26 protein-coding genes and 1 pseudogene are annotated in these 24,548 nt (G+C 51.3%); 14 read left to right on the forward strand and 13 right to left on the reverse strand.

What is annotated here, in order from left to right; all coding sequences use genetic code 11:
- Window positions 1–188: 188 nt before the first annotated feature.
- Together HMPREF9371_RS02165 and lolD are read left to right on the forward strand one after the other, a co-directional pair.
- Window positions 189–1,439 carry a lipoprotein-releasing ABC transporter permease subunit gene (locus tag HMPREF9371_RS02165; protein WP_040660657.1) on the forward strand — a complete coding sequence of 417 codons (1,251 nt, stop codon included), beginning with the start codon at window positions 189–191 and terminating at the stop codon, window positions 1,437–1,439.
- Complete coding sequence (lolD, locus tag HMPREF9371_RS02170) at window positions 1,432–2,112, forward strand: lipoprotein-releasing ABC transporter ATP-binding protein LolD (protein ID WP_009118209.1); 681 nt, start codon at window positions 1,432–1,434, stop codon at window positions 2,110–2,112. The genes HMPREF9371_RS02165 and lolD overlap by 8 nt, the downstream gene beginning before the upstream one ends.
- A gap of 140 nt (window positions 2,113–2,252) precedes the next feature.
- Here lolD and HMPREF9371_RS02175 read toward each other — a convergent pair whose 3' ends face one another.
- From HMPREF9371_RS02175 to HMPREF9371_RS02210, 8 genes and pseudogenes are all read right to left on the reverse strand, one after another.
- The gene (locus HMPREF9371_RS02175) at window positions 2,253–2,819 is read right to left on the reverse strand and encodes a pseudouridine synthase (protein ID WP_009118210.1); all 567 of its coding nucleotides are present in this window, start codon (window positions 2,817–2,819) and stop codon (window positions 2,253–2,255) included.
- Between the two features lie 75 nt (window positions 2,820–2,894).
- Entirely contained in the window at window positions 2,895–3,689 is a 795-nt protein-coding gene (locus HMPREF9371_RS02180) for an ABC transporter ATP-binding protein (protein ID WP_009118211.1), read from the reverse strand.
- Window positions 3,686–4,591 carry an ABC transporter permease gene (locus HMPREF9371_RS02185; protein WP_009118212.1) on the reverse strand — a complete coding sequence of 302 codons (906 nt, stop codon included), beginning with the start codon at window positions 4,589–4,591 and terminating at the stop codon, window positions 3,686–3,688. The genes HMPREF9371_RS02180 and HMPREF9371_RS02185 overlap by 4 nt, the downstream gene beginning before the upstream one ends.
- Window positions 4,592–4,777: 186 nt before the next feature.
- A complete protein-coding gene (locus HMPREF9371_RS02190; RefSeq protein WP_009118213.1) occupies window positions 4,778–5,809 on the reverse strand; it encodes an ABC transporter substrate-binding protein in 1,032 nt (343 codons plus the stop codon).
- Window positions 5,810–6,133: 324 nt separating this feature from the next.
- Window positions 6,134–6,553: an OsmC family protein gene (locus HMPREF9371_RS02195; RefSeq protein ID WP_009118214.1), complete on the reverse strand. Its 420-nt coding sequence runs from the start codon at window positions 6,551–6,553 to the stop codon at window positions 6,134–6,136.
- A gap of 37 nt (window positions 6,554–6,590) precedes the next feature.
- On the reverse strand, window positions 6,591–7,079 hold the full coding sequence (rraA, locus tag HMPREF9371_RS02200; protein ID WP_009118215.1) for a ribonuclease E activity regulator RraA: 489 nt from the start codon (window positions 7,077–7,079) through the stop codon (window positions 6,591–6,593).
- 236 nt (window positions 7,080–7,315) lie between these two features.
- The gene (gene nagZ / locus HMPREF9371_RS02205; protein ID WP_009118216.1) at window positions 7,316–8,431 is read right to left on the reverse strand and encodes a beta-N-acetylhexosaminidase; all 1,116 of its coding nucleotides are present in this window, start codon (window positions 8,429–8,431) and stop codon (window positions 7,316–7,318) included.
- A 72-nt stretch (window positions 8,432–8,503) separates the two neighbouring features.
- Window positions 8,504–9,145, reverse strand: a pseudogene (locus tag HMPREF9371_RS02210) (ATP-binding protein); the annotation flags it as partial.
- Window positions 9,146–9,457: 312 nt separating this feature from the next.
- Between HMPREF9371_RS02210 and HMPREF9371_RS11350 the strand changes: the two are divergent.
- From HMPREF9371_RS11350 to HMPREF9371_RS02230, 5 genes are all read left to right on the forward strand, one after another.
- Window positions 9,458–9,994 (forward strand): TnsA endonuclease N-terminal domain-containing protein, encoded by a 537-nt coding sequence (locus HMPREF9371_RS11350; RefSeq protein WP_198003607.1) that lies wholly within the window; start codon window positions 9,458–9,460, stop codon window positions 9,992–9,994.
- Window positions 9,991–11,892 carry a Mu transposase C-terminal domain-containing protein gene (locus HMPREF9371_RS02220; protein WP_040660661.1) on the forward strand — a complete coding sequence of 634 codons (1,902 nt, stop codon included), beginning with the start codon at window positions 9,991–9,993 and terminating at the stop codon, window positions 11,890–11,892. Before HMPREF9371_RS11350 ends, HMPREF9371_RS02220 begins: the two co-directional genes overlap by 4 nt.
- Complete coding sequence (locus HMPREF9371_RS02225) at window positions 11,892–12,773, forward strand: TniB family NTP-binding protein (RefSeq protein WP_009118220.1); 882 nt, start codon at window positions 11,892–11,894, stop codon at window positions 12,771–12,773. The genes HMPREF9371_RS02220 and HMPREF9371_RS02225 overlap by 1 nt, the downstream gene beginning before the upstream one ends.
- A complete protein-coding gene (locus HMPREF9371_RS11355; RefSeq protein WP_009118221.1) occupies window positions 12,770–13,825 on the forward strand; it encodes a TniQ family protein in 1,056 nt (351 codons plus the stop codon). The genes HMPREF9371_RS02225 and HMPREF9371_RS11355 overlap by 4 nt, the downstream gene beginning before the upstream one ends.
- Window positions 13,826–14,074: 249 nt before the next feature.
- Window positions 14,075–15,247: a hypothetical protein gene (locus HMPREF9371_RS02230; RefSeq protein WP_156786972.1), complete on the forward strand. Its 1,173-nt coding sequence runs from the start codon at window positions 14,075–14,077 to the stop codon at window positions 15,245–15,247.
- A gap of 28 nt (window positions 15,248–15,275) precedes the next feature.
- Here HMPREF9371_RS02230 and HMPREF9371_RS02235 read toward each other — a convergent pair whose 3' ends face one another.
- Window positions 15,276–15,692 (reverse strand): helix-turn-helix domain-containing protein, encoded by a 417-nt coding sequence (locus tag HMPREF9371_RS02235; RefSeq protein ID WP_009118224.1) that lies wholly within the window; start codon window positions 15,690–15,692, stop codon window positions 15,276–15,278.
- A 167-nt stretch (window positions 15,693–15,859) separates the two neighbouring features.
- On the opposite strand from HMPREF9371_RS02235, the gene HMPREF9371_RS02240 reads away from it, so the two are divergent.
- Genes HMPREF9371_RS02240 through HMPREF9371_RS02265 form a run of 6 tightly spaced genes read left to right on the forward strand, consistent with a single transcriptional unit; the run spans window position 15,860 to window position 19,318 of the window.
- On the forward strand, window positions 15,860–16,477 hold the full coding sequence (locus tag HMPREF9371_RS02240) for a hypothetical protein (protein WP_040659998.1): 618 nt from the start codon (window positions 15,860–15,862) through the stop codon (window positions 16,475–16,477).
- 39 nt (window positions 16,478–16,516) lie between these two features.
- Window positions 16,517–17,086 carry a hypothetical protein gene (locus HMPREF9371_RS12410; RefSeq protein WP_009118226.1) on the forward strand — a complete coding sequence of 190 codons (570 nt, stop codon included), beginning with the start codon at window positions 16,517–16,519 and terminating at the stop codon, window positions 17,084–17,086.
- Window positions 17,087–17,089: 3 nt separating this feature from the next.
- Window positions 17,090–17,683 (forward strand): cold-shock protein, encoded by a 594-nt coding sequence (locus HMPREF9371_RS02250; RefSeq protein WP_009118227.1) that lies wholly within the window; start codon window positions 17,090–17,092, stop codon window positions 17,681–17,683.
- Window positions 17,684–17,703: 20 nt separating this feature from the next.
- Window positions 17,704–18,150 carry a hypothetical protein gene (locus HMPREF9371_RS02255; RefSeq protein WP_009118228.1) on the forward strand — a complete coding sequence of 149 codons (447 nt, stop codon included), beginning with the start codon at window positions 17,704–17,706 and terminating at the stop codon, window positions 18,148–18,150.
- A gap of 55 nt (window positions 18,151–18,205) precedes the next feature.
- Window positions 18,206–18,748, forward strand: a complete 543-nt coding sequence (locus HMPREF9371_RS02260; RefSeq protein WP_040660007.1) for a hypothetical protein — start codon at window positions 18,206–18,208, stop codon at window positions 18,746–18,748.
- 33 nt (window positions 18,749–18,781) lie between these two features.
- On the forward strand, window positions 18,782–19,318 hold the full coding sequence (locus HMPREF9371_RS02265; protein WP_083813958.1) for a tetratricopeptide repeat protein: 537 nt from the start codon (window positions 18,782–18,784) through the stop codon (window positions 19,316–19,318).
- Window positions 19,319–19,382: 64 nt separating this feature from the next.
- On the opposite strand, the gene HMPREF9371_RS02270 is transcribed toward HMPREF9371_RS02265, so the two are convergent.
- From HMPREF9371_RS02270 to HMPREF9371_RS02280, 3 genes are read right to left on the reverse strand one after another with little or no spacing between them, the layout of a single operon-like run.
- A complete protein-coding gene (locus HMPREF9371_RS02270) occupies window positions 19,383–20,282 on the reverse strand; it encodes a plasmid partitioning protein RepB C-terminal domain-containing protein (RefSeq protein WP_009118231.1) in 900 nt (299 codons plus the stop codon).
- The gene (locus tag HMPREF9371_RS02275; protein WP_040660009.1) at window positions 20,269–21,156 is read right to left on the reverse strand and encodes a plasmid partitioning protein RepB C-terminal domain-containing protein; all 888 of its coding nucleotides are present in this window, start codon (window positions 21,154–21,156) and stop codon (window positions 20,269–20,271) included. The genes HMPREF9371_RS02270 and HMPREF9371_RS02275 overlap by 14 nt, the downstream gene beginning before the upstream one ends.
- Before the next feature lie 2 nt (window positions 21,157–21,158).
- Window positions 21,159–22,724: a recombinase family protein gene (locus HMPREF9371_RS02280; RefSeq protein ID WP_009118233.1), complete on the reverse strand. Its 1,566-nt coding sequence runs from the start codon at window positions 22,722–22,724 to the stop codon at window positions 21,159–21,161.
- A gap of 55 nt (window positions 22,725–22,779) precedes the next feature.
- On the opposite strand from HMPREF9371_RS02280, the gene HMPREF9371_RS02285 reads away from it, so the two are divergent.
- Complete coding sequence (locus tag HMPREF9371_RS02285; protein ID WP_009118234.1) at window positions 22,780–23,121, forward strand: helix-turn-helix domain-containing protein; 342 nt, start codon at window positions 22,780–22,782, stop codon at window positions 23,119–23,121.
- Between the two features lie 58 nt (window positions 23,122–23,179).
- Here HMPREF9371_RS02285 and HMPREF9371_RS02290 read toward each other — a convergent pair whose 3' ends face one another.
- Window positions 23,180–24,382, reverse strand: coding sequence for a hypothetical protein (locus tag HMPREF9371_RS02290; protein WP_009118235.1), 1,203 nt, complete (start codon window positions 24,380–24,382; stop codon window positions 23,180–23,182).
- Window positions 24,383–24,548: the final 166 nt, after the last annotated feature.

Consider the following 24,548-nt stretch of genomic DNA (forward strand, 5'->3'; position numbering starts at 1 on the left):
GCAAAGGTCTCAGCCTGTTTGCGTTTCGGACATCAGCCGGCTCAAGCCTTGCGGGCAGCCCTGACGGATGTTTCGGCGTCAAAGTAGTCATCCGACATCGGTGCCGCCGCAGTTTTCGGGTACAATGCGCCCCTGTTTGCAATCGGGCGGCGAAACCGCCCATAGGAAAGGCTACCTGAAATCAGATGATGGCTTCTTTGGAAACTTGGATCGGCCTGCGTTATCTGCGGGCCAAAAAACGCAGCGGTTTTGTGTCGCTGATCAGCATTATTTCGATACTCGGCATCGCCGTGGGCGTGATGGCGCTGATTGTGGTGCTGTCGGTGATGAACGGCTTTCAGAAAGAAGTACGCGGCCAATTGCTGCAAGTGACGCCGCATATGCAGATGATGTATCTGCTGCCGGAGGAAAGCGACAACTGGCACGGCCTGGCCGAAGTGGCGCAGCAAAGCCGCCATGTGGCCGGCGTGGCGCCTTATGTGAGCGGGCAGGCACTGTTGGCCAATGCCGGCGAAGTGCAGGGTGTGCAGGTGAAGGGCATCGACCCGGCCGAAGAAAACAAGGTGTCGGAATACGGCAGCAAATTTCCCAGCGAATACTACGCACGCCTGCGTGCGGGCGAGTTTGACATGATTCTGGGCCGCGGCCTGGCCGAGCATTTGGGCGTGAACGAAGGCGAGAAAGTCACCCTGATTTCGCCCGACGGCAATGTGACGCCGGTGGGCATGGTGCCGCGCATGAAGCAGTTTACCGTGGTGGCGGTGGTGGACACCGGCATTTTCGCGGTGGACAACAGCCTGTCGGTGATCCACATCGACGACGCCAAAGTGCTCTACCGCGCGGGCGACGCCGATGTCGGCCTGCAGGTGCGGCTGAAACAGCCGGAAAACGCGCCCGAAATCAGCGGCACCGTGGTGCCGGCGGCGCAGCAGGACAAAATCATGGTGCGCGACTGGACTTTCCAAAACCGCGATTATTTCCAGGCGGTGGCGGTGGAGAAACGCATGATGTTCATCATTATGTTTTTCATCAGCTTGGTGGCTTCCATCAACCTGATTTCTACCCTCATCATGACGGTAACCGAAAAGCAGTCGGCCATCGCCATTTTGCGCACCCTGGGCGTGCCGCCGCGCGGCATCATGAAAATCTTTTTCGTGCAGGGCTCGCTGCTGGGCGTAATCGGCACGTTCTGGGGCGTGGTGTTCGGCCTTTTGATTGCCTTCAATGTGAGCCACATCGTGGCCGGCATCGAAACCCTGGCCGGCCGCAAGCTGGTGACTTCCGCCATTTACTTTATCGACTACATGCCCTCGCAGGTGAAATGGTCGGATGTGGCCGTGATTGTGGCCATCTCGCTCGGCCTGTCTTTCCTGGTGACGCTCTATCCAAGCTGGCGTGCGTCGAAAACCCAACCTGCCGAGGCTTTGCGTTATGAATAAAGAAACCGTGATCGAATGCCGCGGCGTGAGCAAAACCTATGCCGACGGTTTGTTGAAGGTGGACGTGCTCTCGTCGGTGGATTTTCAGGTAGCCGCAGGCGAAGGCGTGGGCATTATCGGCGCGTCCGGCAGCGGCAAATCCACGCTGCTGCATATTTTGGGCGGGCTGGACACACCCAGCGGCGGCGAGGTGCTGATCCGCGGCCAACAGCTCAGCCGCCTCAATCAGGCCGAACTCGGCGCGCTGCGCAACCGCCATTTGGGTTTTGTTTATCAGTTCCACCACCTGCTGCCCGAGTTTTCCGCTTTGGAAAACGTGATGATGCCGCTGCTGGTGGCCCGCCGCCCCAAAGCCGAAGCGGAGGCGCAGGCAGCCGAGATGCTGGAAAAAGTCGGCCTCAAAGCGCGCATGCTGCACCGGCCGGGCGAGCTTTCCGGCGGCGAACGCCAACGCGCCGCCATCGCCCGTGCCTTGGTTACGCGCCCGGCCTGCCTGTTGGCCGACGAGCCCACCGGAAACCTCGACCGCCACAATGCGGCGCATGTGTTCGAGCTGATGTTGGAACTCAAGCGCGAACTGGGCACCGCCCTGATTGTGGTGACCCACGACGACACCTTGGCCCGCCGCTTCGACCGGGTGTTGATCATGCGCGACGGCAGGCTGGAAGCCTAGCCGGCAGAACAACGTCACACGCTTCCTGACAGCATTGCTTAATGCGCAAGCCAATTAAAACCGCACTTCATGCCGGATGAAGTGCGGTTTTTTATGGTTGATTCGGCTTTCAGGTAGCCTGAAAGGCCGAGATGCAACAATCAATAGAGCGCCTGAGGCGGCACGGCGCGCCATTCGCCCAAAGGCAGGGCCAAATCGAACAGGTTCAGGCGGCCGACGGCCACGCGCACCAAGCGCAGGCAGGGGTAGCCCGCTTTGGCGGTCATGCGGCGGACTTGGCGGTTTTTGCCTTCGCTGATGCGGATTTCCAGCCAGAAATCGGGCACGGTTTTGCGCTCGCGCACCGGCGGCTGGCGCGGCCACAAACGGGCGCTTTCCGCTGCCGCCAATACGCGCACTTGGGCGGGGCGGGTAACGAAATCGCCTAAATCCACGCCTTGGCGCAGCAGATTGAGGCGGGCTTGGTCGGGGCTGCCTTCCACTTGTGCCCAATAGGTTTTGACGGTTTTGTGTTTGGGATCGGCAATCTTGGCCTGCAGGCGGCCGTCGGCGGTGAGCAGGAGCAGCCCTTCGCTGTCGGTGTCGAGCCGGCCGGCGGGATAAACGCCGGGCAGGGGGATGAAGGATTTCAGCGTGCGGTGCTTTTCGTGCGGGCTGAATTGGCAGATGACGCCGTAGGGTTTGTTGAAAACAATCAGATCGGACATGGCGGAAAGAAGGGAGGCGGATCAGGCTACCTGAAAGCGGAAAATCGGTGTTCGTTCAGGTAGCCTGTGGCGGTGTCAGCTCAGCAACAGGGCATCGTCGCTGACTTTTTCGCCGCGGGTTTTTTCGAACATATCCAGAAGGTCGCGCACGGTCATGCCTTTGCGCTCTTCGCCGGAAACGTCGAGCACCACTTGGCCTTGGTGCAACATCACGGTGCGGTGGCCGTGGTCGAGGGCCTGCTGCATGGAGTGGGTCACCATCATGGCGGTGAGTTTGTTTTCGCGGATGATTTGGTCGGTCAGCTCCAGCACGAAGGCGGCGGTTTTGGGGTCGAGAGCGGCGGTGTGCTCGTCGAGCAGCAGGATTTTGCTCGGCCGCAGGCTGGCCATCAGCAGGCTGACGGCTTGGCGCTGGCCGCCGGAAAGCAGGCCCATGCGGTCGGTGAGGCGGTTTTCCAGCCCCAGTTTGAGGATGCTGAGTTTTTCGCGGAACAGCTCGCGGTTGTGTTTGTTTAAGGCCAGCCCCAGGCGGCGCGGCTGGCCGCGTTTGTAGGCCAATGCGAGGTTTTCTTCGATGCTCAAGCCTTCACAGGTGCCGGCCATCGGGTCTTGAAACACGCGGGCCACCAAGCCGGCGCGCTCGTGGGCGCTGAGGCGGGTCACGTCGCGGCCGTCGATCTGGATGCTGCCGGAATCAATGCCGATGTCGCCGCTGATGGCGTTGAGGAAAGTGGATTTGCCGGCGCCGTTGCTGCCGATGACGGTCACGAATTCGCCGTCGCGTATGTGCAGGCTCATGCCGCGCAGGGCGGGGTTTTCGATGGCGGTGCCGGGATTGAAGGTAAGACGGAGATTGTCGGCGCGCATCATGATGCCAGTTTCCTTTGTTGTTTCATTTTCGCTTTGGCTTTCGGCACCAACAGCACCAGCACCAGCATGACGGAGGTGATGAGATTGAGGTCTTGCGTTTTCAGGCCGAGCTGGATCAGGGTTTCGCTGCCCATGGCCACCATCACAAACAGGCGGTAGATCACGGAGCCGATGATGGCGGAGAGGGTGATCAGCAGAATGTTTTTGCTCGGCAGCAGGGCTTCGCCGAGAATCACGGCGGCCAAGCCGAAGACGATGGTGCCGAGGCCGGCGGCCACGTCGGCACCGCCGGCCAGTTGGGCAAACAGGGCGCCGGCCAGGGCGATCAGGCCGTTGGACAGCGCCATGCCGGCCAAGACCATGCGGCCGGTGGCGATGCCTTGGGCGCGGGCCATGCGGGGGTTGGCGCCGGTGGCGCGCATGGCCAGCCCGGTTTCGGTGGCGAAAAACCAGTCTAAAACCAGTTTGATGGCGATGACGGCGGCCAAGAGCACGGCGGTGTTCTGCCACACGCCGCGGCCGAGCAGCGGGGTGAAGATGTCGAACACGGTGTCGGTGCCCAATAAGGGCACATTGGGCGCGCCGCCGATGCGCAGATTGATGGAATACAGCGCGGTCATCACGATGATGCCGGCCAGCAGGTGGAGGATGCCGAGTTTGATGTTGAGCCAGGCGGTGAGGATGCCGGCGAGACAGCCGGCGGCAAAACCGACGGCAACGGCGATAAAGGGATGGATGCCGGCCACCATGCAGACGGCGCAGGCAAAGGCGCCTAAGGGGAAACTGCCGTCGGCGGTGAGGTCGGGGAAATCGAGGATGCGGAAGGAAATCAGCACACCTAAAGCCACCAGGGCATAAACGAGGCCGGTTTCAAAGGCGCCGAAGAGGGCAATCAAAGACATGAAGGTTCTCTGTGATTGGTGGTACGGACACGGTGGGTAACCGTGCGCTTGGGGTGCGGGGCAGTCTGTGCGGTGGCTCGGACGGCCCGAAGCGGAAAGGGGGGTATCCGGCGGCTTTCGCCGGAGGATAATTTTCAGGTAGCCTGAATCAGGCTACCTGAAAGGGTGCGGCATAAACCGGCCGGCTTATTCTACGATTTTGGTGGCCTGCTGTTTCAGCTCTTCAGACAGGGTAATGCCTTGTTCGGCGGCGTGTTTGGGGCTGAGGTAGAGGTCGAACTGCTCCATGCGTTGCGAGGGGATGTCGCCGGCTTTTTCGCCGCGCAGAATGCGGGCGGTCACTTTGCCGGTTTCCAAGCCGATGTTGTGGTAGTTCACACCCAAAGCGGCCACGGCACCGCGGGAAACGGAGTCGGTATCGGAAGCCAAGAGCGGCACTTTGATTTCGTTGGCGGCTTTGTACATGGCTTCGTAGGAAGACACCACGTTGTTATCCAGTGAGGTGTAGATCAGATCGGCTTTGCCCTGCAGGCTGCGGGCGGCGGTCAGCACGTCGGTGGTGCGCTGGGCCGGCGCTTCGGCCAGGGTGATGCCGGTTTTGCCCAACTCTTCTTTCAGCTGGTCGCGCACCACGGTGGAGTTCACTTCGCCGGGGCTGTAAACATAGCCGACGGATTTCAGGCTGGGCACCAATTGGTGCATCAGCTTGATTTGCGGCTCCAAAGGCAGCTGGTCGGATACGCCGGTGACATTGGTTTTGGAGGCCTCCCAAGAAGGCACCAGTTTGGCGGCTACGGGGTCGGTTACCGCAGAATAAACGAGGGGGATGTCTTGGGTGGCGGAGGCCACGGCTTGGGCGCTGGGGGTGGCGATGGCCACGATCACATCAGGCTTGTCGCCGGCAAATTTCTTGGCGATTTGGGCGGCGGTGGCCGGGTTGCCTTGTGCGCTTTGGAAGTCGATCACCAGGTTTTTGCCTTCTTCAAAGCCTTCGGCTTTCAGCTGCTCGATCAGGCCTTGGCGCACGGCGTCCAGCGCAGGGTGTTCGACGATGGAAGTGATGGCCACGCGCTTGGTTTCGCTGGCGGCAGCGGGCGCGGAGGCATCGGAAGCGCTGCCGGCGGGATCCGGGGCTTGTTTCTCTGCCGGGGAACAGGCGGCCAGGAAGGCGGCAGCCAGCAGGCTGAGGGGAAGATTGCGGCGCAAATTCAGGTTCATGGGGTCGTCCTTTGTAGCGTTTTAAGGAAAGGCCGCATCATAAATTTTTTTGACTGAAAAAGCATCTGTTTCGCAGCGTGAATATTGAGGTTTCTTTGCAATATTATTTCATTGAATCTATTTTCAAAAGAATTAAGTGGTTTTAAATATGAATAATCAGCAAAAAACTGCTTAAAAATTTACTTAGCGGCAATTTTTACTTAATTTTAACTTCGCCGGTGGGATATTTGGCCGGATACGCTTGTTTGGCCATCCAGATAAAAAAGTAGAGGCCGATCCGCCGGAACGGGCCGGCCTCTTGCCTTTCAGGTAGCCTGAACGGGCTTATTCCGCTTCGGCCACTTCAAAACTGTGGCTGATGTTGGCCGATTTGCCCAGCATAATCGAGGCCGAACAGTATTTTTCGGCGGAGAGCTGCACGGCTTTGCCGATGGCCTCGGGGTTCAGGCCGCGGCCGACAACCTTGAAATGGATGTGGATGTCGGTAAACACTTTGGGCACGCTGTCGGCCCGTTTGCCTTCCACGGTGGCAATGCAGTCGAGCACGTCTTGGCGCTGTTTTTTGGCGATGTCCACCACGTCGATGCTGGAACAGCCGGCGATGCCCATCAGCAGCATTTCCATCGGGCTGACGCCGCGTTTGTTGCCTTCGGCGGCCGGGGCGCCGTCCATGATCACGCTTTGGCCGGAAGCATTGGTGGCGACGAAGCAGCGTCCGTCTACCCATTGGCTGGTAATTTTCATCGGATGTCTCCTGAGGTAAAAAGTGAATCAAACAGAATCAGGCGGCCTCAATCGGCTCGGGCGACACCAAAATGCCGTCTTCGTCGCTGTAAAGATAGTGGCCGGGGGTGAAAGTGAGGTTGCCGAAGGAAACGGACACATCGCTTTCGCCCACGCCGCTTTTGCCGCTTTTTTTCGGGTTGGTGCCCAAGGCTTTGATGCCGAAGTCCATTTGGTCGATGGCCACGCTGTCGCGGATGACGCCGAAAATCACGGCGCCGGCCCAGCCGTTTTGGCGGGCGGCGTCGGCAATCATGTCGCCCATCAGCGCGCTGTAACGGGAACCGCCGCCGTCCACCACCAACACCTGCCCGTTGCCGGGGGTGTTCATCAGGGCTTTGATCAGGCCGTTGTCTTGATGGCAGCGGATGGTGCGGATGCGGCCGCAAAAGCGGCGACGACGGCCGTAGCTTTTGAAGTCGGTTTCGCAGGAAGGGGTGTCCGGTGCCAGATCGATGAGGTCGGCGGTGGCGAAGTCTGCGGTCATATCGAATCCTTTCAGGTAGCCTTTAAGAGGGTGGGGCCGGCGGCTTTGCTCGGGTAGCCAGGGTTTACTGCGGCAAAGACCAGAATTGTCACGGCGGGGGGTAGTTTTTGCGGTTTAGGGTGCGAAGAGCGGTTTTGTCTGGCGCTTGAAGCAGGGTGCGGCTGCCGTCTTCTTTACTAAACCTGATCATCAACGGCAGGTCTTTCAGCTAGCCTGAGGCTACCTGAAAACAGGCATCAGAACGCTTCGCCCACTTTTACCCCGCCAACCAAATCTTGCGGTGAAGCCAAAGCAGCAGTGAGCGCTTGGGCGGCTTGGAAGGCGGGATCGTCAAACAGGGCGGCGAAGGCGGCCGGTTCGCCGCTGCCGGCCATATACTGCCAGCGCCCGGCCAGTTGCGGGTTGGCTTCGGCCCAGCCGGCTAGGCCGCTGTCGGGCTGTTTGAAGGCGGCCAAGAGTTCGTCCACCAAATCGGGGCGGTTGCAGACCAACACGATGTCGCAACCGGCGGCAAACGACAGGCGGCTGCGTTCGGCAATGCCGCCGGCACCGCAGGCGCCTTCCATGGTGAGGTCGTCGGAGAAAATCACGCCCTGAAAGCCGATGTCGTGGCGAAGCGCGGTTTGCAGCCAGTAGGGCGAGAAGCCGGCGGGTTGGCTGTCGATCTGCGGATACACTACGTGGGCGGGCATCACGGCGGCCATGCCTTCGGCGGCCAGCGCACGGAAGGGGGCGATGTCGTCGGCTTCCAGCTCGGCCAGGCTGCGCCCGTCTTCGGGCAGCACATAATGGCTGTCGCCGGCAACAAAACCGTGGCCGGGGAAGTGTTTGCCGCAGCTTTTCATGCCGCCGCGGTTGAGGCCGCGCTGCAGGGCGAGCGCGAGGGCGGCAACGATGTCGGCACGGCGGTGGAAGCTGCGGTTGCCGATGACTTCGCATCGGCTCCAATCCAAATCCAGCACCGGCGTGAACGACAAATCCACGCCGCAGGCGCGCAATTCGGCGGCCAGCACCCAGCCGATTTGTTCGGCGGCCTTTTCGGCGGCCGGCTGCCCCTGCCGCTCCCAAATCTCACCCAAAACACGCATGGCGGGCAGGCGGGTGAAGCCGTCGATAAAGCGCTGGACGCGGCCGCCTTCGTGGTCGACGGCGATCACCAGTTCGGGCGTGCGCAGGGCTTTGATTTCGCGGCACAGGGCGGCGAGTTGTTCGCGGTTTTGATAGTTGCGGCGAAACAGGATGACGCCGCCGACGGCGGGGTCGAGCAGGCGCTGTTTTTCTTCGCTGCTGAGGGTGTAGGCGGCCACATCGGCCATCACGGGGCCGCGGGGCAGGGAAAGGGGCGTGTTCATATGATGAAGAAACTTTCTGGGAAACGGGCAAAAGGGGGGTTATCAGGTTTCAGGTAGCCTGGGCGGCAAGGCTCACAGGCTGCGGCGGAAAGCCACGGCGCGTAACACATGGTGCTCGTTTACGGTGTCGTCACCGGCCAAATCGGCCAAGGTGCGTGCCACGCGCAAGATGCGGTGGAAGCTGCGTGCGGAGAGGGAGAGTTTTTCCAGCAGATTGCCCAAGGTGCTTTTGGCTTCGGGGCTGACGGCGGCGATGCCGTCCAAATCGGTGGGCGACAAATGGGCGTTCAGTTTGCCTTGGCGGGCGTATTGTTTCTCACGGGCGAAGATCACACGCTGGCGGACGGTTGCGCTGCTTTCGCCGGCTTCGGCCTGCACCAAATCGGCGGCAGGCAGCGCGGGCACTTCGATGACCAGGTCGATACGGTCGAGCAGCGGGCCGGAAATTTTATTGCGGTAACGCTGAATGCTTTCGGGCGTGCAGCGGCACGGCTTCACCGGATGACCCAAATAGCCGCAAGGACAGGGATTCATGGCGGCCACCAATTGGAACTTCGCCGGAAACACGGCCTGACGGGCGGCGCGGGAGATGTGGATTTCGCCGCTTTCCAAAGGTTCTCTCAATGCTTCCAATACCTTACGGTCGAATTCGGGCATCTCGTCTAAAAACAAAATTCCGGCGTTGGCCAGCGAGATTTCTCCGGGACGAAGGTCATGGTGTCTGTGATATTCAGAATAACCTGACACAAAATCCCGCCAGAACCCTAATCTCTTCGTGAAATATTCAGAATAATGTGACACAAAATTCAGAAATAGATGAACCACGGTCTTGTTATACCAGAAATAAGTAAAACACGGTAAAGCACATCAGAAATAAATGAAACACTCTTATAATCTGATTTCGAGTAGTTAGTTTATAAGGGTGTTTTTGTGTTTCATCCTGTGCGAGAGATCAAGCCTACCCGACGCAGTGTATCCGGGGTGTATCCGTTCCGCAGACAGTATTCGCTTGCTTACGAATCGTCTTTGGAACGGGATTTTATCATATTGCAAGAATTTGACTGTTCTGTTGTTAAGGTCGTTGCCCAGCCCATCAAGATTCCTTTTCTGTTGAAAGGAAGAAATTATCAATATACGCCGGATTTCCTTGTGTTGTTTGAGCAAGGTTGTCCAAAGCAGGGGATGTTGGTCGAAGTCAAACCTGAATCCGAATGGCGCAGTCATTGGCGTTCTTGGTTGCCGAAATGGAAGGCTGCTTACCGTTGGGCTGTTGAGCGGGATTTCTTGTTCCGTATTTATGATGAGTCACGCATAAGGGGACAGCGGTTGGCGAATATTAAAACACTTTCACGTTTTCTCGATAAGCAGCCTGACGACGCACTGACCGGCCTGATTGCTGATTTTGTAGGTGACGGCATGGTTTCGATGGGAAATATTTTGTCGCATTTTTCCACTTTTCCTGCCTGCGGCTCGGAGGTCTATCGAATGCTGGCAAACAGAGGGTTGTTTTGTGACTTAGACGATCCTCTCTCTGCCGATACTTTGATATGGAGAAAGAAATGACTGATTCAGACAAACAAAAAAAGGCAGCTTCCCGAGGCAAATTAAGTCTTTCTGTTAATGAGTATGTGCGTCACATTCCTACCGATCGGCAATACCGGATCAGTAAGCTGATTGACCACACTTATATTTTGGCTGCCGATGAAAACGGCCAAGAAAAAGTATTAAAAATTGAAGAATTGGGGTTGCCGAAAACCAATATTGCTCCTTATGCGGGAGATTTGGATCAACTTGAGGATGAGATTTGGGAAGAAGCAAAATATCGCTATGAGTTGATCCAGCCCTTATTGAAAGATGAAATAACCGGCAGAACAGCCATTGAAGCGTATGCAAAGGAAAAAGGGGTGGGTTATTCCTCTCTTTACCGCTGGCTGCGTGCTTATAAAGCCAACAATAGTATTTCTTCGCTGATTTCCCGGCAACGAGGCTGGTTGGAAGGTGCATCCAGACTGGATAAAGAAACAGAAAAAATCATTCAGGAGGCGATTCAGAAATACTACTTATCAGAACAACGTCTTTCCCCGATCAAAGTCATCCAGCAGATACGGGTTTTATGCCATCAACGCGGAATCAAGCCTCCTGCAGATAATTCGATCAGGAAGCGGATGAATGAACTGTCGGAGAAGGAAGTTTTGCGTAGGCGGGGTTACAAAGAAAAGGCCAAAAACAAATTCCAGCCGAAGCCCGGCCACTTTCCCGATGTATCTTATCCTTTGGATGTGATCCAAATTGACCATACGCCGATGGACATCATCTTGGTGGACGATAAAACCCGCCAAGCTATCGGACGGCCTTGGTTGACGGTTGCGATTGACGTTTACAGCCGCATGATCTGTGGTTATTACCTGTCTTTGGATGCCCCGTCCGAAATTTCGGTTGCTATGTGTATTGCCCATTGTGTACTGCCGAAAGAGGAATGGCTGTCAGCCAAAGGTGTCAATGGAGAGTGGAAGGTTTGGGGTTTGCCGAAAAAAATCCATGTGGACAATGGCATGGATTTCCGTACCGAAACCCTGAAAAGGGCTTGTCTTGAGTATGGTATTACCTTGGAATACCGGCCTGTTAGGGTACCGAATTACGGTGGTCATATTGAACGCCTGATTGGTACTTTGATGCGGGAAAGTCATCAATTGGCCGGCACTACGTTTTCGAATGTAAAAGAAAAAGATAATTATAAATCAGTCGATAAGGCATCGTTCACGTTTGATGAACTGGAAGAATGGCTGTTGAATTTGATTGTGAATGTTTATCACAAACGTATTCACCGTGGTATTGAAATGCGGCCTGAAGATAAATGGGATCTCGGTATTTTCGGTAACGGTCGTGAATACATCGGTTGCGGCTTACCCAATATTCCCGTGGATAAGGAAAGGCTGATGTTGGATTTTATGCCTTTTACTCACCGTACCATTCAGGCTAATGGCGTGACTTGGGACGGAGTGCGTTATTTTGACTTCTGTCTGGCACCGTTCATCGGAAAGAGTGAGAACGGCAAATCGTGTGAATACCTGTTTCGACGGGATCCGCGCAATGTGGCAGTCATTTACTTTTTTAATCCGAATTCAGAAAGCTATGTCGGTATCCCTGCAGCGGATCAAAAGTTTCCTCGAACAAGCGTATGGCAATTGCGGGAAACAAAAAAGCGTTTGCGTGAATTGGGAAGGAAAAATTACAACGAGCATCAACTGATTGAGGCAATACAGCAGATGAGTCGTTTGGAAGAGAGCGCAAAAAAAGAGACATTGAAAGCACGACGCAAAAGACAGCGCAATGTTCTTCACGATAGGCAGATTACCCCTATTCAGCCCGATGTATCTCGAAATCCGCCACCTGTGGCCGAGATTACCGTACCGGATTTGGCCGTACAAGCTGAGATCAAACCGTTTGAGGACATTGAGTGATGGAACGCTATTCACATATCCATCCCAAGTTCCGACACTGTTTGTCATTGTCGGATGAGGAGCGGATCACTTTTATTCGGGAGTCGCGTTGGATTGGGTACAGTCAAGCACGGGAAATTCTGCAGCTGTTGGAAGAAATGCTGAATTATCCGAAGAAACCGCGTATGCCGAATATTTTGTTGATTGGTGAATCAAATAACGGCAAAACAACTTTGATTCATCATTTCTACAAAAAGTATGGTGAGGCATACGAAGACGAAGATTTGAATCTGATCAAGCCGATTCTGATGATCGAGTCCCCTGCTACTGCCAGTGAAAAAGCACTGTATATGGCTATTTTGAACGAGTTGATGGCGGTATATCGGGATACGGCGACAGTCGAGACGTTTTATACGCAAACTTTGCATTTAATGCGTACTTTCGGAGTAAAAATGCTGATCATTGATGAATTTCATTCAATGTTCAGCGGAACGGCCCGCAAACAGCGGGACATGATGAATACTTTAAAAAGGCTGTGTAACGAATTACAGATCCCGATCATCGGCGTAGGTACCGAGAATGCGGTCAATATTCTACATACGGACAAACAATTCGCCAGCCGTTTTGAAGTTTGGGAATTACCGGCATGGGAATTAAACGAGAATTTTCTGCGCTTGATGATGTCTTTTGAATCCGTCTTGCCTTTAAAAGAAGCTTCCAATCTTGCAAGTCCTGATATGGCAAGAGCAATCTTTTACAAAAGCAAAGGCAATTTGGGTAATGTAAGCAGACTTTTGGAACGCTGTGCGGTTGAGGCCATCCGCACGAAAGCGGAGAAAATAGATTTGAAAGCCATTGAGAGGCAGAAGAACTTTATGTCTACTGTAAGGGGGTTGGTATGAAAATGCGTACTCCGCAAATTATTCCGGAAGAATCTTTAAGTTCTTGGATGGTACGTATATCTTTGCTGAACGCTTGCGATATGTGGACCTTATCTTGGAAAGTCTGGGGGCAAGGCCGCCTTCTTACGAGTGACTTTGAGCGAAATCTCCCCGCAGAACGTATCCATCAACTGTCGGAGGCTTCCGGCAGGCCGTATGCCGAGGTTGATGCTCTGCTGTTGATTCACCCTGTACGACAGCACACGGCGGCGTTAAATACCGCCGGTAAGATTTGGCCTTGGATGGTGCCTATCGGTATCCGGCATAGAAGACGGTCGGTCGGACAGCCGTTTTGCCCGCAGTGCTTTCAAGAAGGCATTCCCCATCTTCGCCGTGAATGGCGGATGGCATGGGCAACGGCTTGTAACAAGCATCGTATTCTGTTGCAAGACTGTTGCCCGGAGTGCGGATTTTTGTACTCTCCCACCAAGTTGAGCGGCTTCGAGGGGACGATGGCATTCTGTCATCACTGCGGTCACGATATGCGGAAAAATCCGGTTGAGCTTGCCTTTTCTGCCATACAGCGTGCAGTGGAGGAGAACAAGTTGTGCTGTTTCGGTCAGAAATTCGATATGCCCACATGGCTGCTCACTTTGGATAATGTTGTTTGTTTAACTCGGAGAGCAACTTTGGCGCCTGCCGGGTATGTCAGTGCCATGTTACAAGATTTGGAACTACTCCAACTACCGGAACCTTCTGAAACCGGCGGAACATTCGAGTTGCTGCCGATTCGAGAACGTCATGCTTTATTGGAAGCTGCTGCCTGTGTGATAAAACAACCCATGTCGAATTTGATTCAAGCAGCTCAGAAAAATCGTGTCACAAAAAGCACGTTGCGAAACGTATTGCACAGAGATCGTTCTCCGGTTTTTATCGAATTATATGATCAGCTTCCGGTTAGTGAGCGGTCTTCAATATCAAATATCGAATACAACTCCCCTCGATCGGAAAAAGCCGTGATGAAGAAATGGGCGCGGTTGGAACGTAAAATTCAGAGGGTCATTGCATCATGAAAGACTGTTCCCAATGTGGCAAATCCGTGCGGATATACAGGCGCTTCTTCAACGGAGAGGGATATTGTGATGCTTGCTACTATCGTGAGTTCAAGCACAAACCCTGTGTCAAGTGCGGTCAGATTTACCGCTTACCTTACCGGCAAAAAGATGTGGTTTGTGACAGATGCAAGAAAAACCGCCCGTGTCTGCGTTGCGGGAAAGAACAGTATTCCATCGGAAAACTGACGCAGTACGGTCCGGTGTGCAATGCTTGTTCGGTTTATTTCAGGGAAAAGAAAATCTGTTCTGTTTGCGGAAAAAAAGCTTTCAGAGCCACCCGTTTGGGGAAAAGCGGTACGGGCGCTTGGCTTTGCCCAAGTTGCTATGGCAAGGCGAGAGGCCATGCCAGCTGCCCCCAATGCGGTAGACACCGGATGTTACAGGAAACAGAGCATGGAGCCATGTGCAAAAAAATGTGCTACCGAGGGGTATACAAACTGCACAATCTGCCATGCCCAAATACCCGCAGGGAAAGGAAAAAAATGTGATGATTGCGCTTGGGCGGAAAGATTGACGCATCGAGTGAACTTACTCAAAGTCTCCGTTCGGAAAGGGGCGGTGCGTGACGCATTTCCTGCCTTTGCTCTGTGGTTGGCCCAAGACGTCGGCAATGATAAAGCCGCCATGACCATCGAGCGTTACGCCCCTTTTTTCCGCGTTGCCGCGCAGCAATGGCCGAGTTTGCCGGACTTCCCCACCATCTTGAGCCACTTCAAACCCAAAGGAATGCGCCGCTATCTCAAAGTCAAACAATGGTTAGAACAATTACCCAATCAGAAAACCGACAAGCAGTTGGCCCTAGACTTGGCCGAGCAGGACAGGATTGAAGTTTTACGGGGGAAGTTGGCCGGGAATGCTGTGGCGGAAAGTTTGTTTGAAAGCTATTACGATAAGCTGCTCGCCAAACATCACGCCGGTAAGACATCCGTTCGTTCCGTCCGTTTGGCGGTGCAGCCTGTGGTCGGCTTGATGCAAGGTTTGAGCCGTTTTCCGGTTCAGGCAGACATTGATGCCTATTTGCGAAAGAAAGCCGGTCAGAGGGCGGCGCTGACGGGCTTCATCAGTCATCTCCGCCGTGAGTATGCTTTGGATTTGCAAGTCGGCAAAGCCACGGAAAAAGGCCGGGAACGAATGAAAGTGGCCAAAAGGAATGCTTTGGAGAAAAGGGTGATCGCCTATGTTGTGCGTTGTTACAAACACCCGGATGCTTTCCGGTTGTACGATTGGCTTAGGCTGGCCCTGCCGTATTTCCACTGGCGGGAAATATGCCGGGAATATACTGTTACCGAACGTCCCGACGGCTATATGGTATCTCAAGCAGGAGAGGAGATGTTCGTTCCCGCACTGAAGGGAGAGTTTAGTTTTATGAAAAAAGATTGAAGCCAATGGGATACCATTGGCTTTTTGATTATTCAGGCTTGGCCTGTAAAAGACTCAGTAAATTCTTTTGCGTTTCAATTTGTTCTTCCAGACGGGCGATGATCCTATCCTTCTGATCAAGCAGTTCCGATTTATGCTGCAAGCTCAACTTCAATTTTTCCACTTCAACAATCAAATCTTGCGAACCGCTGTAATAGTTGTGTCCTTGATTGTTGTCTCCTTCCGAAATATGGCAAACCAAGTTGCTTTCGCTAGATCGAAGCAGTTCGAGTAAGCCGATGCCTAAAATATCGGCGATTTTCTCCAACTGCGGCAAGTTCATCTTGGTGCCGCCCCGTTCAATCTTGGCATAGCCGCTGGGCGACATTCCCATTTTTTCAGCCATATCTTCCTGCGTCCAGTTCTGGGCTTCCCGCAGGAGCTTGATTTTCTCGTGTGTTTTCATTGGTTAGCACTTTTTGGGAAGGTGGGCGTACTTTTTGTGACTGGAGCGACAAATCGAATGTCAATAAAGTTGCGTAAATTACAGTACATTTTAAGTTAAGTAGGTATCTCTGTCTATTTCTAGAGATTCTTTTATCACCTATGTCTATAACTATGTTAGGAGAAAATATGAGATTTTTTAAAGTGTTGCTTACTACCGGATGTGCAATTCTGCTGTTGGCAGGTTGCATGGATTTGGAGTCCCGCCGTATGCGTATCGAACGGGGCATTGAGTTTGGCTGGGATGGAAAATCTCGTTTGGAGCGTATGAGGGCAATTGCAGATGAAGGTGATCCGACTGCTCAGTTTCGGGTAGCAGAAGCCTATTTTGACGGTCATTTTTATGGTGAACCGGTTGAAAAAAATTTGAATATGGCAAAAAGGTATTACACCTTGGCGATGAACAATCACCATGAAAGCCGTTGGCAGATGGACGGATACCGAAGTAGAGCCAAAAGCCGGCTGGACGAGATTGCCAAGCTACAAGATCCCGTATACCAGAGAAGGCAGGCACAGAGAGAGTCTCGGCAAGCCGCATACAGAAATCGACAACACGCCGAACAGCAGCGGAGAAATGCTGCCCTTATGAGGGAGGTTGGTACAAAAATTTGCAGCGGCGTCATGAACCACAGTTATTACAGAGTAGGTTATATCGAAGGTTTTGCCGGTCGCAAAATCAAAATCCGTTTGGATGAGGGAAACCAAGTGATTTATGAGCTTCCCGATAAATGGTATGTCTGTGAATAAAGGGTATTCACTTTACCTGCAATCAATCAAGGAGAAAACATGACACTCAGATCGTATCTGTTATTTATCCCGCTGGCACTCGGCCTCTCTGCTCAGGCATGGGCCGATACCAATGCTGAAAAAATCCGCTTTGTGAGAGGGTTGTATACAGAGCAAGCCCGGCATTATGACAGGAATACCGGTCATGAAGTTGGTCAGTACAAAGATGCGGTAGAGAAATACGCAGATACCCAGTTGGCGGCTGCCTATAAACAAGCCCGAGATTATGATCGCCGTTTGGAACGGGTTCAACCCCATTCTTGGGAGATTCATTGTTTAGGTGGTGGATCATATATGTTCGGCGGTGCAGAAGAACCGGAGTTAAATATTAGAAGGGACTACTCCGTAATGACGGATGGCCGGGTCAAAGTTAAATTTAATCTCACCCACTTTCTTGAATCTAAAACTGTTACTGTCTATTACACCTTGCGCCGACATGGCCGAAGTTTTCGGGTAGTTGATATGGAAATCAAATTTCCTACTCAAGATAGAGTGTGGCACACCCCCTCTTACCGCGACGAATTGAACCGATGTGTCAGAAATTTAAGAAGGGAATTCAGACTGGGATAAAACATGAAAGGCAAAGTCAAATGGTTCTCGGCGGACAAAGGCTACGGCTACCTGATCGCCGAAGACGGAACCGAGCATTATTTCAATGTCCGCCATATCCAAGGCAGCGATTTGCCGAGAAACGGCGACGAGGTGGCATTCGAATCGGCACCGGGTAAACGCGGGCCGATTGCCAAGCAGGTTCAAATTACCGGCAGACCGCAGAAAAAGCAGGACTCCAATGATGAACGGGTGGTGTGCAAAGGGTGCGGTAAAAAGATGGTTCCGAGATTTGTTTATCGGAGGGGGAGAGCCAGTTGGACGGCCCACCGTTCCTATATCAGTCGCTCGGTATGCCCTTATTGCGCCACGACCTACCAAGATTTAGATAAAGGCTGCTTTATCGCAACGGCGGTATACGGCGATGCTTATGCCGAAGAGGTGATTGCTCTGCGTCGTTTTCGTGATGAGACACTGCTGCGCCACCGGGCAGGTTCTTGGTTGGTGGCCTTGTACTACCGTCTGTCGCCTCCTCTTGCCGAACGGTTGAAACGGATGCCGGGAACGGCGGCGTGGATCAGGCGGCTGCTGGATCGTTTGGCTGCCCGTTATCAATAAACATATCTGAAGGAGAATAAATGAAAACCAATCGAAAACTACTGTGGGTGGGCGCACTGCTGTTGGCAGTACAAACCGCTTATGCCGATCCCGTCATGCTGCATGACAATACCCGTGCCAGAAAAGCAGGCGTTCGACAGGCTTTGGATGCCTACAAGGAAGTCGGGATACAGGGGTTGGCGAAAAGGGTAGCCGACTGTTATCGCCGAATACCGAATCGGGAATTGTTGAAGTGCGTTTATTTGGATATGACCGGAACCATCTTAGACCTTCAAGTTGCAAGCTTGATGGCCTCACAGATGAACCAGAATGAAGAAGATCTGCAAAATGAATACTTTCGTCTTGCAGGATACCGAATTGAATCGGCATTCAAAGATTTGGGTTATCGCAACAATTCACAAATCCGGCAGAAATCTGCTCAAATGATACGAGATATATCCAATGATATGAATGAGTATATCAAGTGAGCATTATCGGCTCTATTCGACCAACGGTAATGGAAAAATTAGGAAGAAGATAATCATGAATTTACTGAAAATAATGATCGGATTTTGGTTGGCGATTTTCCTATCGGCTTGCGGTAGCAAGCACGATAAATATGTCGGTTATTGGCAGGATAGTAGTAGCGAAAAAGCCGTTTTTGTCATCAACAAACTGGATGCCAATACCTACACCATTGCTCACTTACTGGGAGAAGATCAGGTATTAACCAAGTTAAATGAAGGAGAATTTGAAGTACCGTCAAACTCGGTCAGGCTGGTGCTTTCCGAAGACGGCAGCACTATCCGGGCCGGAACTCAGGTGCTGAAGAAGATCACACAAGAGCAAGCGGATGAAATCAAAAAAATCTTAGAAGTAGAAGCTGAACAAGCCAGAAAAGTAAGGCAAAACAGAGCAGCTTGCGAACAATTACAACAGGAGTTGGATCGAAAGGTGAGAGAACGGACGGCTCATTTGAATCACTTTGATCCGGAGAAAAATAAAATAAAAGACGCTCTGCTTCAGCAATATCAGCAACAAGCTGCCAATATTCCTTCTTGTAAGCTCAGTCGCCCCATATTTTAAATTTACATTTCAATTGTTTAGACAAAGGAAAACATGATGAGACATCTCGCCATCCGTATGACAGCCATTATTTTGAGTGTCGGCCTAAGTGCAGCAGCACAAGCCGATCTTACACTGCACCAAAAAGTACAAAGTGGTCTTGCCTATCGGCAAGGTGGCTTTACTGAATTATTCCGAATAATGCTTCCTTTGGCCGAACAGGGGGATCGTGAAGCGCAAAGTAATATCGGCGCCATGTATGCACAAGGAATGGGGGTGGCGCAAGATTCTCAACAAGCCCTTTACTGGCTCCACAAGGCTGCAGAACAAGGTGAGGCTTCGGCACAATATCATCTTGGAGGTATGTATTTAGTAGGGAAAGGTGGTATACCGCAAGATCTTCGTCTGGGTGCTACATGGATTCGTAAATCGGCACAACAAGGTTTATCTGATGCACAATATAATCTTGGTAGGATGTATCGACAGGGAGTCGGTGTAAACCGTGATCTTCGTCAAGCAGAAATATGGTTGCGTAAAGCAGCAGAACAAGGGCACAAAGATGCTACCCAAGCTTTACAGGAGTTGCAGTAATAAGTCCCTGACCATTGATTTCATATAAAGAAAAGCCGCTTTCCAGAAGCGGCTTTTTGATGCTTTACTCTTTTTCCAGCGACATCGGGGCTTGTTGCAGTTGCCGGGAAACCGTATCCAATGCGGTGAGAATATCCGCATAATACACACTGATGAACTCTTTTACGGCAGAGTTGTCCAACAATCTTTTCAAATAACCGCCGGCCACAATCAGAGACAGATTGGTATCGCTGATTTCTTTCTCCGTTCGGGTATAGTCTTCCTTCAACCTGTCCATTTCTTGTTCCAGCAGTGACAGTTTTTCCAGACTATCCGAATGCTTTTTCTTTTTCTGAGCCTGATCAACCAAGTCTTCCGGGGCAGATGCCACCAAGATCATCTCCGCATAGGATTTGGTGAACTTGTTGGCTGCAATCATCATATCTGCAGCCTCCATTTGTCGGATGGGTTTCATTTTTCGAAGAATCCGAAACGTATCCTGCGCCAGATGCTTGTCTGCGAGTTTTGCGGCCACTTCGGGCGCAATATCATTCAGCAGGTTCAACTTGCTTTCGATTCCGGATAAGTTGATATTCAGAGTTTTGGCAATTTTCTCCCTCGGTATACCTTTGCCGATTGCACGGCTGATCATCCGGTATTCCTGAATCGGACTTAAACGGTTGATTTGTCGATTATAGGTGAATCCTTCATCGTCTGTGGACAACAGGCATACTGCCGTGTCGATTCCCAATTCTTGTAAGGCCAGCAGGCGGAGATGGCCGTCCAGTAAGAGGTATTTACCGTTTTCCTCATAAACGGCCAACGGCTCAATAACACCAATTTCCTCTACTGAGGCCAAAATGCTTTTGAACTTCACGCTTTCCCGTATCCCTTCCGGGAAAGGGTGCATGGTTTGAATATCTTTGAGCGCGATGGTCTTCAGTGATGCTTGGAAAGCATAAGCGATGTGTTTAGGCTGATTCATTGAGATATGTTTTCCTATAATGGTTCAAGCATTTACTGAGGTTTTCAGGCATATCTACGATGTTTTCCGCCCGAAGCAGTGTTTTGAAATGATTATCCTCGAACAAACGATTTAAACCGGAAAGAATAATCAGCAATTGTTGTTGGCAAAATTCCGCCTGTGTCGCCATCAACTGTCTTCGCTTAATTTCATTTTCATACATTTGAAGCAGCTTATCCTTGTTGACAGGCGTGTTGCGCCTCGGAGTGAAGTGGTAAGCTTTGCCGTCACGCTTCCTCTGTTGGATCAGTCTCCTGATTTTGGCAATATCTCCGCGCTTCAGTTTCTGTTGTTGGTAGAGATCGGATAAAGCCGTTTGGACTTCTTTTTCTTTTGCACGGGAAATATCGACGGCAACGTCGATCGGCAGATAGCCCTTTTCTACGCCCGCAATCAGGCGTACCTCACCTTCTCGCAGCAAGTGTAAAATACCCCGTATGTATGCTTGATGAAGGCCGATTTTTCGTGAAATATCTTTTTCGGAATATCCGCGTTCATACAATACCCGAATGGCAGACAGTATTTCCAAATTGGTGTGTTTGCGTCTGGCGATATTCTCAGCCAAACTGATCAAAAAGCCTTCGTCACCACTAACCTCCACAATGTGACACGGGATATACTCTTCACCTAGCTCTTGGCAGGCGGTCAATCTTCCTTCGCCGCATAATAGATCATAGCGTTGTTCTCCATTCACTATTTCCGATTTGGTGACGGTAATCGGACGCTTTAAGCCGACTGCCGCGATGCTGGCGACCAGTTGGTTGAACACTTTGGGGTTCCTACTGCGCGGATTCAGAACCTTGATTCGACTGATCGGCAGTGTTTGAATCACCATCTTCACAAAATTGCCTCCTTAATCAATACCCGTTTACTCATAGCAAAAAAGCGACTTAAGTCTTTATAGCGATAACAATCCCAGTCAATTGGGTTTTGTTCCGTCAATCTCACTTTGGCGCAATGGGTTCTTTCGCAAGGCAGAAGATAGTAATCGACGATTTTCTCCGCTGTTTCGTCCAGACGTACAGCTATGGTCAAATCGGGGGCAAGGCTGCTGTCAAAACGTATAAACCAGCGTTTGGTACCGGCATCGGTTATCCGGCAGCGTGCCAGCACCAGAGAAACAAAAAATTCCTGATTGATATGGAGTAAATCGTTTTTCGGAATACGGGACACCGATCCTCCCAGCCGTTCAATTTCTGCAATCGTCTGCTCCACCAGATCTGCATGAGTCCGTCTCAAGGCACGATTGACTTCCAGATAGTGATAGTCCCGGCTGGGCGTGTAACCCACTTCCTGATAGCTCTTGATCAGACTGCCGAAGCGGCTGCGGAACATACTGCTGGAAGGGCAATCTGCGGCTTCGTCAATGATCAAACCGGACAGCTTGCCGTTAATTTTGAGTAGCTCTTTCAATTTATCCAACATTTCTTCATTGCTCCAATGCCGGCTTCTCTGGCGGATAATGCTTTGAGCGGCATTGAAGAGCGCGGTGGAAACAATGGGTTGAAAGACTGAATCGGCCCGTACCCATTGTTCGGAGGCATTCCTGCCTTTATGCGACTTGAAGGGCGAGCAGCTGCTTTTGTTCCAAACATTATTACCGATATATTTCTCGTTAATGAGGATTTGATGTACGACTCCGCGAGTCCAAGAGGTGCCTCGGTCGGTCAAGATATGCTGACTGTTTAAATCGTCGGCTATCGCCTGTTCACTCATTTTTCGGTAAATGAAGTCCTCGTAAATTTTCCGGACAACGGCCTGCTCGTGTTCGGGGCCGGGAACCAGAATTACCCTGTCGGTTTGGATGCTCTTATGCTCCCCCGCCTTAAGCTCAAATTTTGGCTGCCTGTTCTCGTCTACCAACAAGCGGCGCAATCCGTACCCCGCAGAACCGCCTTGTCGGAAACCAAGCCGGATCAAGTTTTCCTGCCCGAGAAAAACCTTCTTTGACAGCCCTTTGCTAAAGAGGCCGGCAGAAGTTTGCTGGAACACATCTATGATGCCTGTGACTACCGGATCCAACTCTTCTGTTGCCACGGGAATCGGTTCCGCACATTTGTGCAGCGTGATGTTTTGTTGCTGACAGAGATATTGGTAGTAACTGGATTCTTGCGGGTCGATAAAACGTCCCCAGCGGCTCGCGTCATAAACCAAAATATGACCGAAATCGGCTTTGCCGCTGATGACCAAATCAATCAAGTTCAAGAACTGATGACGTTTTTGCGTCACGACTCCGCTGATGCCTTCGTCAATAAATTCACCAACGACGGCCAGCCCATTCTTATTGGCATATTCCAGCAAAAAAGCCTTCTGATTATCCGGCGAATATTTCTGATGATCCGTAGACATACGGATATACAGAACCGCTTTTTGCTGTTTTGATAACTGTTCCCGTAAATCCATAACAAATGGTAGGTAATTTGTTGATTAACAAAATATAAAGGAGCAGTGAGGAAAAATGTTGCACCCAAATGGAAAAAAACTTCCCTTGAAGAATATCAATGAAGATATGTGGAAAGAGTTGCTCTCAAGCGCTTTATACAAAGAACTTCAGAAAAACCATGTCAATGTCAAAAACCTTGCACATTGGACAGGCGTATCAGAAAGGACAGTCAAAAACTGGTTGGAGAAAAGATTTATGCCGGACAGCTTGGCTATGATCAGACTGATGCAGCATTCAAGCTTTGTCCGTCAAATCGTACTCACGCAAATCTGTTTAAGCGAAAATTTGAAGGCTGCCATGTTCGTATGTGAGTTCAAAAAGTTTCTTGCTTCCTCAGAAACATACCTGCAAGATTGATACCAGAAAAACAGGCATACCCTGAAGGATATGCCTGTTTTGCTTCACTTGATGAAGATCACTCAGAGAGATCCAGTGTAGTGAAATTCATCTCCGGGAACTTTTCTCGTGCAAGCCGGCGTAGATTGGCTTGATGCTCGGCACCGAATACGACGACACGGATTCCGCGTTCCTGCATCATTTCAAGCAGCTTGTTCTCTCTCCGGGTATAAATTTCGTCCAGAACATCTTTGATTTCCGCTTCAAGTTCAGGATTCGGATGGTCTTTGAAAAATTCAGATACAAAGCGCTGTTTTGCTTCGGTATCCGAAGATTCAAAGATAATGCCTCGCAGCCTGTCCAAAGTAACCTGCTCTTTCGGGCTGGTGCTAGGAAAACTGTGCTGGATAAAATCGTCGATTTTCCCCTGCAAATTCATAGATCGGGATAAAATCCCGCTACGCTTGGTGTCTACACCGACAAAGCGAACGGCACCCTCGTTGGCCAACTTCCCCGATGCACCGATCAACCACATGACTTCTTCCTTATTGGTGAAGCGGTTGAGAAAGTAGCTGAAGACTACAATCTCATCCCAACGAGGATGATTTTTATCGTACACTTTGCCGTCAAGTTCGATACTGTGGATGCCGGATAGAAAAATGGTTTGCAGATTTTGAACGTCTTGGGGATTGGGAATGTCAATATTGTTTTGCTTATCAAAGGCTATCTTCCCTTGATCGGCTAAAAAATTGGCAATTTTGTCCAGACAGTAATTTTCATGGGCATCCGAGCCGCCTTCGAATCCCTCAAGACCGACAAGCCCGCCATGATGGAAATACTTCAGATAAACATAAATCGTCTTCTGTGAACGGATAATTTGCTGCCAATTATCAGAGTCTGCATAAGGCGAATAATGCGCCTGCCCGATGAAGATCATGCCATCGGTAGTAGGCTTTTGAGCAAGTAACTTGCTGAAAATATCTGTGAATTCTTTTTCTTCGGTCAGCCGAGCATGAATTTGCTGTCTTTCCGAAGAGGAAAGATGGGGCTTTTCTCTGTCAAATGCTTGGATGACTTTATTCAGCTGCTGTTCGTAGTCTGAAAACCGACTTTTGTCTGTTATCAGATTGTTTTTTCGACACTCTAAAGATTGAAGTTGGCTGTTTAGATTGTGCTGGCTATTTTGATCGCAAACAGAAGGTTGAAATGAAGAAAGATTCTGAGAAAAAGCAAATGAACTGAATATAGAAATAATACTAGAAATAAGTAATAAATTTTTCATTTTGATTGGGTATAAGTAAAATAACTGATTTTATAAAGCTGGATCAATATTCCTTTTTTAGAGAAAGTTTTAGAAGAAAAGGAAGTTTAGAATAACAATAAGGAGCTTAGAAAGAAAAATTACCAAATATAGTGAGCTTCTATTTTGTTGACACCTAAAAAAAGAA

It is taken from the genome of Neisseria shayeganii 871, from assembly GCF_000226875.1.
GTDB classification, from domain to species: domain Bacteria; phylum Pseudomonadota; class Gammaproteobacteria; order Burkholderiales; family Neisseriaceae; genus Eikenella; species Eikenella shayeganii.

Bases quoted from the DNA above. Each gene is read 5' to 3' on its own strand.
- HMPREF9371_RS02165 (WP_040660657.1), top strand. From the start codon at position 189: ATGGCTTCTTTGGAAACTTGGATCGGCCTGCGTTATCTGCGGGCCAAA.
- lolD (WP_009118209.1), top strand. From the start codon at position 1,432: ATGAATAAAGAAACCGTGATCGAATGCCGCGGCGTGAGCAAAACCTAT.
- HMPREF9371_RS02175 (WP_009118210.1), bottom strand. From the start codon at position 2,819: ATGTCCGATCTGATTGTTTTCAACAAACCCTACGGCGTCATCTGCCAA.
- HMPREF9371_RS02180 (WP_009118211.1), bottom strand. From the start codon at position 3,689: ATGATGCGCGCCGACAATCTCCGTCTTACCTTCAATCCCGGCACCGCC.
- HMPREF9371_RS02185 (WP_009118212.1), bottom strand. From the start codon at position 4,591: ATGTCTTTGATTGCCCTCTTCGGCGCCTTTGAAACCGGCCTCGTTTAT.
- HMPREF9371_RS02190 (WP_009118213.1), bottom strand. From the start codon at position 5,809: ATGAACCTGAATTTGCGCCGCAATCTTCCCCTCAGCCTGCTGGCTGCC.
- HMPREF9371_RS02195 (WP_009118214.1), bottom strand. From the start codon at position 6,553: ATGAAAATTACCAGCCAATGGGTAGACGGACGCTGCTTCGTCGCCACC.
- rraA (WP_009118215.1), bottom strand. From the start codon at position 7,079: ATGACCGCAGACTTCGCCACCGCCGACCTCATCGATCTGGCACCGGAC.
- nagZ (WP_009118216.1), bottom strand. From the start codon at position 8,431: ATGAACACGCCCCTTTCCCTGCCCCGCGGCCCCGTGATGGCCGATGTG.
- HMPREF9371_RS02220 (WP_040660661.1), top strand. From the start codon at position 9,991: ATGACTGATTCAGACAAACAAAAAAAGGCAGCTTCCCGAGGCAAATTA.
- HMPREF9371_RS02225 (WP_009118220.1), top strand. From the start codon at position 11,892: ATGGAACGCTATTCACATATCCATCCCAAGTTCCGACACTGTTTGTCA.
- HMPREF9371_RS11355 (WP_009118221.1), top strand. From the start codon at position 12,770: ATGAAAATGCGTACTCCGCAAATTATTCCGGAAGAATCTTTAAGTTCT.
- HMPREF9371_RS02230 (WP_156786972.1), top strand. From the start codon at position 14,075: ATGCTTGTTCGGTTTATTTCAGGGAAAAGAAAATCTGTTCTGTTTGCG.
- HMPREF9371_RS02235 (WP_009118224.1), bottom strand. From the start codon at position 15,692: ATGAAAACACACGAGAAAATCAAGCTCCTGCGGGAAGCCCAGAACTGG.
- HMPREF9371_RS02240 (WP_040659998.1), top strand. From the start codon at position 15,860: ATGAGATTTTTTAAAGTGTTGCTTACTACCGGATGTGCAATTCTGCTG.
- HMPREF9371_RS12410 (WP_009118226.1), top strand. From the start codon at position 16,517: ATGACACTCAGATCGTATCTGTTATTTATCCCGCTGGCACTCGGCCTC.
- HMPREF9371_RS02250 (WP_009118227.1), top strand. From the start codon at position 17,090: ATGAAAGGCAAAGTCAAATGGTTCTCGGCGGACAAAGGCTACGGCTAC.
- HMPREF9371_RS02255 (WP_009118228.1), top strand. From the start codon at position 17,704: ATGAAAACCAATCGAAAACTACTGTGGGTGGGCGCACTGCTGTTGGCA.
- HMPREF9371_RS02260 (WP_040660007.1), top strand. From the start codon at position 18,206: ATGAATTTACTGAAAATAATGATCGGATTTTGGTTGGCGATTTTCCTA.
- HMPREF9371_RS02265 (WP_083813958.1), top strand. From the start codon at position 18,782: ATGATGAGACATCTCGCCATCCGTATGACAGCCATTATTTTGAGTGTC.
- HMPREF9371_RS02270 (WP_009118231.1), bottom strand. From the start codon at position 20,282: ATGAATCAGCCTAAACACATCGCTTATGCTTTCCAAGCATCACTGAAG.
- HMPREF9371_RS02275 (WP_040660009.1), bottom strand. From the start codon at position 21,156: ATGGTGATTCAAACACTGCCGATCAGTCGAATCAAGGTTCTGAATCCG.
- HMPREF9371_RS02280 (WP_009118233.1), bottom strand. From the start codon at position 22,724: ATGGATTTACGGGAACAGTTATCAAAACAGCAAAAAGCGGTTCTGTAT.
- HMPREF9371_RS02285 (WP_009118234.1), top strand. From the start codon at position 22,780: ATGTTGCACCCAAATGGAAAAAAACTTCCCTTGAAGAATATCAATGAA.
- HMPREF9371_RS02290 (WP_009118235.1), bottom strand. From the start codon at position 24,382: ATGAAAAATTTATTACTTATTTCTAGTATTATTTCTATATTCAGTTCA.